Genomic DNA, 8,361 nt, shown 5'->3' with positions numbered 1-8,361 from the left:
GGCGTCATTCCGGCGAAAAATGGGATTTGGCTGGGGGACCTGGATTCGAACCAAGACTAACGGAGTCAGAGTCCGCTGTTCTACCGTTAAACTATCCCCCAGCAAGGCTGGCGGGCAGAACGCCCGGGACAGCACTTGCCGACGAAGCCGCGGACAATCAGCCCTGCACTTCGTGAAGCGCTCGCATAGACGCTCGCTTCCGCAGGGTCAAGCACTGCCTTCGCGAAACCGCTGAGGCTTTTGCACAAGCGAACCCCAGGCAGAAGGTGCGAGGCCGGGCCGTCCCCTTCCGATACAGATTTCGCGCGCGCATTTCCCACATTAAGAATCAGGTAAGCATGGAATCTGGCCCGGGTTTCGGGGAGTTGTGGCTATGGCGGCGTGGCGTCGGTTGCTGGGGCATTTTCGGGATCGGCCGATCTGCGTGGCAGGGAAATTGTCCATCTCCGGCATGACAAGCCTGGCTCTGGGAGCGGTGATCGCCGTTTCGACCGGAATCCTTCTCATTCAGGCAGGCCATTCCCCGATCCTGCGGGAGACCTTGACGGGATTGAACAAGCCGATCCGCCTGGCTGTGGAGCCCCATGCATCCTCCATCGCCGATTGGCGCGTGTCGCTGCCCTTCTGGCGCCCGGAGACCCAGAGCCCCTCCTCTTCTGGAAACAACGCGCCGGCGCAGCGGCCCGGATCGCCCGGCGGCGCGGGCAGCCTGCCCGGTGAAGCGCTCACGGGCCTGAAGCCCATGCCGGCCGAAGCCGCCCATCCGCCGCGCAGCAACCGCGCCCAGGGCGGCGGCGTGGAGCCCGGCCTCCACGCTGCCACCAACTATTGCGTGCGCCTTTGCGACGGCTTCGCCTTCCCGATCGGCCGGGCCGGCACCGGAGACGAGGGCGCGCATGAAATGGCCTGCCGCATCGCCTGCCCCCGCGCGCAGACCGCGCTCTTCACAATGCCACGCGGCGCAAGGGATTTCTCCGAGGCCTATCACCCGCGCGGTGGCGCGAATTATTCCGCTTTGCCGACGGCCTTCCGCTATCGCGAACGTTACGATCGGGCCTGCATCTGCCGGCCGAAGGGTTCGACCCAACCGGCCTCGGCACTGTTGACCGATTTCACCCTGCGCCGGGGCGACCTGACCATGACACACCACGGGATGCGGCATTTCGACGGCTCGTCGACCTTCCCGCTCAGGCAGAACCAGTTCTCGGATGCTCTGCGCCAATTGGAGAACCCGGGGGAGCTCCAGCTCGTCCGCGGCATGGAGGCTGCCTCGCTCCGCGGCAGGATGAGGGTGGAGATGCATGCCAATCTGCGCCAGCGCCCGACCACGGAAATCATCCAGCCCGGGATGAAGACCACTATTGGCGGGGTGAGCGAGTTCCCGGGAACCGGCACGGGCTTCGAGGAGATGCGCACAGCACGCCAGCCCGGCCCGCAGCCGATAGGGCAGATGGGGCGAAGGCAGGGTCTCATCGCCATGAACTGAGGCCGAAATTCCCCAGTTTGGAACTGTCCCAAAAAGGTGCCCCAAATCATGGCGCCTTTTTCATTTTTTGCCACGGAAGGCTCAGTCGCGCAGTTTAGAATTCCTATAAGTTTATGGAATGCTTGCGTTTTCCGGTTGACGCCCACACCATTCCCATAGAAATCGGAAGTGCCAACGGGCACCTGCCCGTCGCATCCTCGGGCCTTGAACCCGCTGACGATGGAGATTGCACATGATCCGCCTGACCCGACGCCCCATCCTTCCGGCGCTTCTCGCATTGGCTTTTGCCGCCCCCGCTTTCGCGCAAGGCGAAGTGAACCTCTACACACATCGCGAGCCGGGCCTCATCAAGCCGCTTCTCGACCGGTTCACCGCCGAGACCGGCGTGAAGGTGAATGTCGTCTTTGCCGCGAGCGGCCTCGCCGAGCGCATGCAGTCCGAGGGCGAGCGCAGCCCGGCCGACCTGCTGCTCTCGGTCGATGTCGCGACCCTGAACCAGGCGATCGCGCTGGGCGTGACGCAGCCTGTCGCGAGCCCGGCGCTCGAGAACGCGGTGCCGCCCCACTTGCGCGGCACGGATAACGGCTGGTGGGCGGTTTCGTTGCGCGCCCGCGCCTATTATGTTTCGAGGGACCGCGTGAAGGATGCGACCCTCACCTATGAGGATCTCGCGAGCCCGCGCTTCAGGGGCCGCGTCTGCTCACGCGACGGCCTGCATCCCTACAACACCTCGCTGATCTCCGCCCTCATCGCCCATAACGGCGAAGCGGGCGCCGAAGAATGGCTGAAGGGCGTGCGCGCCAATCTCGCGAAGAGGCCCTCGGGTGGTGACCGCGACGTGGCGAAGGATATCGCGGCCGGCCTCTGCGATATCGGCCCGGCCAACACCTATTACATGGGCCTGATGGCGAAGGACCCGGCGCAGAAGGCCTGGGCGGAGGCGGTGCGCGTCATTCTCCCGACCTTCAGGGACGGCGGCGGCACGCATGTGAACATCTCGGGCGTGGTCTTCGCGAAGCACGCAAAGAACAAGGCCAATGCGCAGCGGCTTGTCGAATGGCTGTTGAGCCCGGCCGCGCAGGCGATCTATGCCGAGCAGAACCATGAATATCCGGTGCTCGCCGGCATCGAGCCGAATGACTTCCTGAAGTCGCTGGGGGCGCTGAAGGCCGACACGACACCGCTGGAAACCATCGGGAAGAACCGCAAGGCGGCGTCCGAACTGGTGGACAAGGTGGGCTTCAACCTCGGACCGCAAAGCTGAGGCCGGATTGACCAGCCTTCTGCGGCGACACGGCATTCTTCTGGCAGCGGCGGGCCTCGTGCTCGCCGCTCTTGTCGTTGCGCCGGGGCTTGGCCTGCTCTCGCGCATGGCCCAGCCGGGCGCGGCCAACCCGTTCGCGCTTTCACCCACCCAGATGCATGCCGTGAAGGAGACCTTCCAGCTGCTGCTCGGCGTGGCGCTGGTCACCGGCATTCTCGGCGTTTCCACCGCCTGGCTCGTCTCGGTGCATGAATTCCCCGGCCGGCGCTGGCTGGAAATCGGGCTCGTGCTGCCGCTCGCCTTCCCCACCTATCTCGCGGCCTATGTGGCGGTGGACCTTTTCGACTTCTTCGGCCCCGTGCAGGGCATGCTGCGCGCGCTGTTCGGGCCGAGACCGGGCGGCGGACCATGGCTGCCGGATCTGCGCAGCCTGCCCGGCGCGGTTGCCATTCTCGGCCTCGTGCTACTACCCTACGTCTATATTCCCTGCCGCATCCTGTTCTCGCGCACCGGGCGCAATGTCATCGAGGCCGCCCGCCTGCTCGGCGCCAGCGGCGCGGGGCTGTTCTTCCGCATTGGCCTGCCCATCGCGAAGCCGGCGGTTCTGGCCGGCGGCGTGCTGGCCCTGCTCGAGGCGCTGAATGATCTCGGGGCGGTGGAATATCTCGGGGTATCGAGCCTCTCGGCGGTGATCCGCGATCTCTCGATCAACCGGAACGACATGGCCGGCGCGGCCCGGCTCGCGGGATTGATGGTGCTGCTGGTTGCGGCCCTGCTGATGATCGACCCCCGTGCCCGCACGGGCGAAAGCCAGCGGCAGGCGAAGGATCACACGACCGAGCCCCGCCGCGTTCCGCTTGCCGGCCTTGCGGCGCTGGCGGCGACGCTGTTCTGCGCCCTGCCCGTCCTGTTCGGCTTCGCGCTGCCGGCGCTTCATCTCGGCGGTCGCGCGCTTGCCTATCTTGGTGCGCAGCGGATGGATTCGGAACTGCTCGCCGCACTGGCCTCGACCCTCGCGCTGGGCCTTGCCGTCAGCCTGATCGTGGTGGCGACCGGCGCGATCATCGCCATTGCACAACGGACGAGCGGAGGTTTTTCGCGCCTCGGAACCATCGCGATGCTGGGTTATGCGACGCCGGCGACCGTTCTCGTCCTGGCGATGATGCCCGTGATCGGGCTGATCGATGGGGGCGTGGCGCGGCTGGGGCTGCCATTTCTCTTCATCGGTTCCAGCGCGGCGATGCTCTATGCTCTCGCCGCGCGCTTCCTCGGCATCGGAACGACACAGGCGAACCTCGCGCTCGCACGGTTGCCGACCAATGTCGATGCGGTGGCGCGCATTCACGGCCTCGGCGACATGGCGCTCGCCTGGCGCATCCATCGTCCGGCCATCGCGCCGGGGCTGAAGCTTGGTGCGCTGCTCGTCTTCATCGATACGGTGAAAGAGCTGCCGGCGACGCTGCTCCTGCGCCCGCTCAATTTCGAAACGCTGGCGACGCGCGCCTATTCGAAGGCTTCAGCCGGGCTGTTCGAGCATGGCGCGGTTGATTCGCTGCTGATCGTCGCCATCAGCGCGATGGCGGCCCTGCTTCTGAGCCGACGCACCTGACATTCTGTTTTCGGTCTCGGCAAGATTCATCGGAAAGCCCCTCTTTCCGCGCCGCACCAAAGTCGATAAGAGCAGAGTCTTCCGGGCTTTGGCAATCGCCGGGGCGCACCGTCAACGCATGAGCGGCTGGAAGCGCCGCCGATACAAGGGGTGTTCACGATGGGGAGCCCTTCCTCGCGAAAGGTCTACAAGGATGCGAAGTCGGCGCTTGCCGGTATCCTCCAGGACGACATGGTCATCATGGCCGGAGGCTTCGGCCTCTGCGGCGTCGCCGAAACGCTGGTCGAGGCCATCCGGGAATCGGGCGTGAAGGGGCTCACCGTCATCTCGAACAATGCGGGCGTGGATGGCATCCATCTCGGCAAGCTGCTGGAGACGCGGCAGATCCGGAAGATGATCTCGTCCTATGTCGGCGAGAACAAGATCTTCGCCCAGCAATTTCTCGCTGGCGAGCTCGAGCTTGAATTCAACCCGCAGGGCACGCTGGCCGAGCGCATCCGCGCGGGCGGCGCGGGCATCCCCGCCTTCTACACCGCGACAGGCTATGGCACGGTGATTGCGGAGGGCAAGGAGGTGAAGGAATTCCCCGATTCCCCGCGCTTCGCCGGCCGCAGATACATCATGGAGACAGGCCTTTGGGCCGATGTCGCGCTGGTGCATGCCTGGAAGGGCGATACCGAGGGCAACCTGATCTATCGGAAGACCGCACGAAACTTCAATCCGATGATGGCAACCGCCGCGACCGTGACGATCGCCGAGGTCGAACATCTCTTCCCCGCCGGCGAACTCGACCCGGACCAGATCCACACGCCGGGCATCTTTGTGAAACGGATCGTGCATGTACCAGATGCGCCCAAGCGCATCGAGAACCGCACCACCCGCCCTCATCCCACGCCCTCGCACTGAAAAATCGGGAGCAGAAACAATGGCTTGGTCCCGCGAAGAAATGGCCGCACGCGCCGCGAAGGAGCTGAAGGACGGCTTCTACGTCAATCTCGGCATCGGCATCCCCACCCTTGTGTCGAACTTCATCCCCGAGGGTATCTCGGTGGCGCTGCAGGGCGAGAACGGCATGATGGGCATGGGTCCCTTCCCCTATGAGGGCGAGGAAGACCCGGACCTCATCAATGCCGGCAAGCAGACGGTGACGGAATTGCCGATCACCTCGTATTTCTCCTCGGCCGACAGCTTCGCCATGATCCGCGGCGGGCATATCGACCTCTCGATCCTCGGTGCCATGCAGGTGGCCCAGAATGGCGACCTCGCCAACTGGATGATCCCCGGCAAGATGGTGAAAGGCATGGGCGGCGCGATGGACCTCGTCGCCGGCGTGCAGAAGGTCGTCGTGGTGATGGAACATGAGGCCAAGGGCGAATCCAAGCTCCTGAAGCGCTGCACGCTGCCTCTGACCGGCGCGGGCGTGGTGGATATGGTGATCACCGATCTCGCCGTCTTCGAGATCGACCGGTCCGGCAAGAACCCGATGAAACTGATCGAGCTGGCACCGGACGTCACCGAAGACGAACTCCGCTCGAAGACCGAAGCGGAATACATCTCCGCACTGTGAGAAAGCCGCAACACCCGGCTTTCCTCGCCGGCGGCGATCCGCTAATCTGCATGAGAATTCGCGACGGGCGAGGGCCTCTCGCCCGTTGTCGTTTTTGTTGACCGGCTCTGCCTGCGCGCGACGGAGCCCGAGGGCAGGAGACATGGCCATTCGTGAAGCGCCACCCCTTCCCCCGGCAGGCCCGGAGACCGGCAGCGGCGATCCGCTCGCGACATTGAAGCGCGCGGCGGCCAGGTTGCCCCTCCGGCGCATCCTGGCGGTTCTGGCTACGGGGCTCGCCGTGCTTGGGGCGGGTTTCAGCGTTCTCATCCTGGGTCTGCTGCTCACGCGCGACTTTTCCGCCGTGCCGGCGCAACTCAGCGCCAAGCTCGAACGCGAGACCGGCGGCACGGTGCGGATCGGCAAGGCCGAATTGCGCTACTGGCCGCGTCCGCAGATCATTATCGAGGACATTGCCTTCGAGCGGCGCGAGATGGGCCTGCGCATCACCGCGACGCGCGGAATCCTGCGCCTTCACCTGATGGATCTCATCGATGGTTCAGTGGATGTGCCGGATCTCACCCTGCAGAACGCCTTCGTGCGGCTCCCCTCCTCCGACCTCACCGCGATCTATGCCTCGCCGCGTGGCCTTACGGGGCTTCTGGAGGCCGTCACGGGCAGTTTCTCGGGGCTGAACCAGCTTTCGGGCGCCCGGATCACGCTTGACGGCGCGCGGGTGGCCGTGGGGATCGAGGGCGATCCGCAGCGCCTGCTGCTGGAACCGGTGAATGCGCGGCTGCGCTACCGCGCAAATGCGGGCCGGATCGATTTCACCGCCCGTCGCGACACCCCTAACCGGCCGGTCGAGATTTCGGCCTCGTTGCCGACCAGGCGTGCCCTGCAGGGCGGTGCCGCGCAATCGGCCTCCATCCATCTGTCCGGCTTCGGGTCGCGGGCGAGCTTTAGCGGAACACTCAGGCGCAAGCCGGACCTGAGCCTGCAGGGCAATGTGGATGCCAGCATCCAGAACGATTTCGAGCGGTTGGTTGGCATCACGCTGAGCCGCGCGGATGGCACCGCAGATCAGCCGACCCGCATCACCGGCTCACTGGCCATGGACCCGCGGGGCGGCGGCCTCGAAGCCCTGTCCATCCGCCGGGCCGATGGCGCACTGACAGGCATTGCCGCGATCCGCGAGAATGCCGGGCGCTGGAACATCTCGGCGACGCTCGCGGGCGATCTCGTCGATGGGACGGCGGCTTCGGCCTCGCTCCAGCGGCTGCGCACGACGGATGGCACGTGGTCGCACCGCGATTTCGACGTGAACCCGGCCCCGGCGATCGACCTCGATATCCGCCTCTCCACCAAGGCCTTCCGGCTCGGCAAGGTCGCGCTCGAGAACGCGGCCCTGTCGATCCTCACCCGGCGCGACCGCGCGGAATTCGCCATCAACGATGCCCGCTATGCCGGGGGGACGGTGAAGGCGCGCCTCTCGGTGGTGCGCCGCGAGCGCGGCATGCAGGATGTTCGCTTGCAATTGGTCGCTGACAAGGTGGAGGCCGAGACGGTCTTCGAGCAGGCCTTCGGGATCACGCGCCTGCGGGGTCCGGCCCATCTCGTTCTGCAGGCCGAGTCGAGCGGCGAAAGCATCGCCGAGATCACCACGAATCTCGCCGGCACGGGCAGCCTCGAAATGCGCGGTGGCCAGGTTCTCGGCATTGACGCAAACCGCCTCATGACCCGCGCCGGGGATGCCCGGCCGGAGGCGGCTCTCGTGGCCGCGCTGGGCGGGCGGACGCCCTTCGATCAGGTCTCGATCCATTTCGCCATGCGCCAGGGGCGCGTGGAGCCGGTCGGCGCCACGCTGATGGCGCCGCGCATGTCAGGCCAGCTGGAAGGCGCGATCGATCTTCCTGCCCAGCGGAATGACCTTTCGATCATTCTGCGCCGGCGGGAGGACCAGCCGCCCCTGCCAAGCGAGTTCTTCGCCTTCCGCATCGAAGGCCCGCTTCTCGCACCGCAGTTCCGGTCCGATCCGAGCCTGCTCGCGCGTCGCAGCTGACGGAAGCGCGCTGGCGGATTTCTTTCACCCGCCGCGCGATTGGGGCTGGACAGGCCCGCCTGCTTTTCCTAGAACCCGCAAACTGCACGGTGACTCTTTCAGGGCGTCGCCGGCAAGGTCGCCCGGGTAGCTCAGTTGGTAGAGCATGCGACTGAAAATCGCAGTGTCGCTGGTTCGATTCCGGCCCTGGGCACCATCTTCCCGCCGTCGCTTCCCCTTGCTGGCGTGATCGGGCCAGCGATCACATGCCGCCTGCGGTCACCATGCTGATCGTCTTCTTCACGCCGTCCCTGGATACGTCCAGCCGCGCGGAGACCTTGTGGCATTCCCAGCCGCAGCCCACGACCCTGGTGATCTCGTAGACGATCGCGTGCCCGGCCTCGGTGCCGTAGGC

At 65.8% G+C, this 8,361-nt stretch carries 6 protein-coding genes and 2 tRNA genes; 7 read left to right on the top strand and 1 reads right to left on the bottom strand.

The genetic code is table 11. The annotated features are described in order from the left end of the window. Positions 1-27 precede the first annotated feature (27 nt). Positions 28-101: transfer RNA gene (locus ACKODO_RS06120), tRNA-Gln, on the bottom strand. Positions 102-373: 272 nt separating this feature from the next. Here ACKODO_RS06120 and ACKODO_RS06115 point away from each other — a divergent pair. From ACKODO_RS06115 to ACKODO_RS06085, 7 genes are all read left to right on the top strand, one after another. Then, positions 374-1,486 carry a DUF2865 domain-containing protein gene (locus tag ACKODO_RS06115; protein WP_408982562.1) on the top strand — a complete coding sequence of 371 codons (1,113 nt, stop codon included), beginning with the start codon at positions 374-376 and terminating at the stop codon, positions 1,484-1,486. Positions 1,487-1,718: 232 nt separating this feature from the next. After that, positions 1,719-2,750, top strand: coding sequence for an extracellular solute-binding protein (locus ACKODO_RS06110; protein ID WP_408982561.1), 1,032 nt, complete (start codon positions 1,719-1,721; stop codon positions 2,748-2,750). 7 nt (positions 2,751-2,757) lie between these two features. Continuing rightward, positions 2,758-4,359 (top strand): ABC transporter permease, encoded by a 1,602-nt coding sequence (locus tag ACKODO_RS06105; protein ID WP_408982560.1) that lies wholly within the window; start codon positions 2,758-2,760, stop codon positions 4,357-4,359. A gap of 159 nt (positions 4,360-4,518) precedes the next feature. Continuing rightward, positions 4,519-5,265: a CoA transferase subunit A gene (locus ACKODO_RS06100; protein WP_408982559.1), complete on the top strand. Its 747-nt coding sequence runs from the start codon at positions 4,519-4,521 to the stop codon at positions 5,263-5,265. A gap of 19 nt (positions 5,266-5,284) precedes the next feature. Then, a complete protein-coding gene (locus tag ACKODO_RS06095) occupies positions 5,285-5,926 on the top strand; it encodes a 3-oxoacid CoA-transferase subunit B (protein ID WP_408982558.1) in 642 nt (213 codons plus the stop codon). Between the two features lie 142 nt (positions 5,927-6,068). After that, positions 6,069-7,967: an AsmA-like C-terminal region-containing protein gene (locus tag ACKODO_RS06090; protein ID WP_408982557.1), complete on the top strand. Its 1,899-nt coding sequence runs from the start codon at positions 6,069-6,071 to the stop codon at positions 7,965-7,967. A 120-nt stretch (positions 7,968-8,087) separates the two neighbouring features. Next, positions 8,088-8,163: transfer RNA gene (locus tag ACKODO_RS06085), tRNA-Phe, on the top strand. Positions 8,164-8,361 lie beyond the last annotated feature (198 nt).

Origin of the sequence: Rhabdaerophilum sp., assembly GCF_046092605.1 — a bacterium.
GTDB lineage: Bacteria > Pseudomonadota > Alphaproteobacteria > Rhizobiales > Beijerinckiaceae > Rhabdaerophilum.
The sequence above is the reverse complement of the archived record's forward strand: the minus strand, read 5'-3'. Positions and strand labels throughout refer to the sequence as shown.

Coding starts and splice junctions, on each gene's coding strand:
- ACKODO_RS06095 (WP_408982558.1), top strand. CDS start 5,285: ATGGCTTGGTCCCGCGAAGAAATGGCCGCACGCGCCGCGAAGGAGCTG.
- ACKODO_RS06100 (WP_408982559.1), top strand. CDS start 4,519: ATGGGGAGCCCTTCCTCGCGAAAGGTCTACAAGGATGCGAAGTCGGCG.
- ACKODO_RS06115 (WP_408982562.1), top strand. CDS start 374: ATGGCGGCGTGGCGTCGGTTGCTGGGGCATTTTCGGGATCGGCCGATC.
- ACKODO_RS06090 (WP_408982557.1), top strand. CDS start 6,069: ATGGCCATTCGTGAAGCGCCACCCCTTCCCCCGGCAGGCCCGGAGACC.
- ACKODO_RS06110 (WP_408982561.1), top strand. CDS start 1,719: ATGATCCGCCTGACCCGACGCCCCATCCTTCCGGCGCTTCTCGCATTG.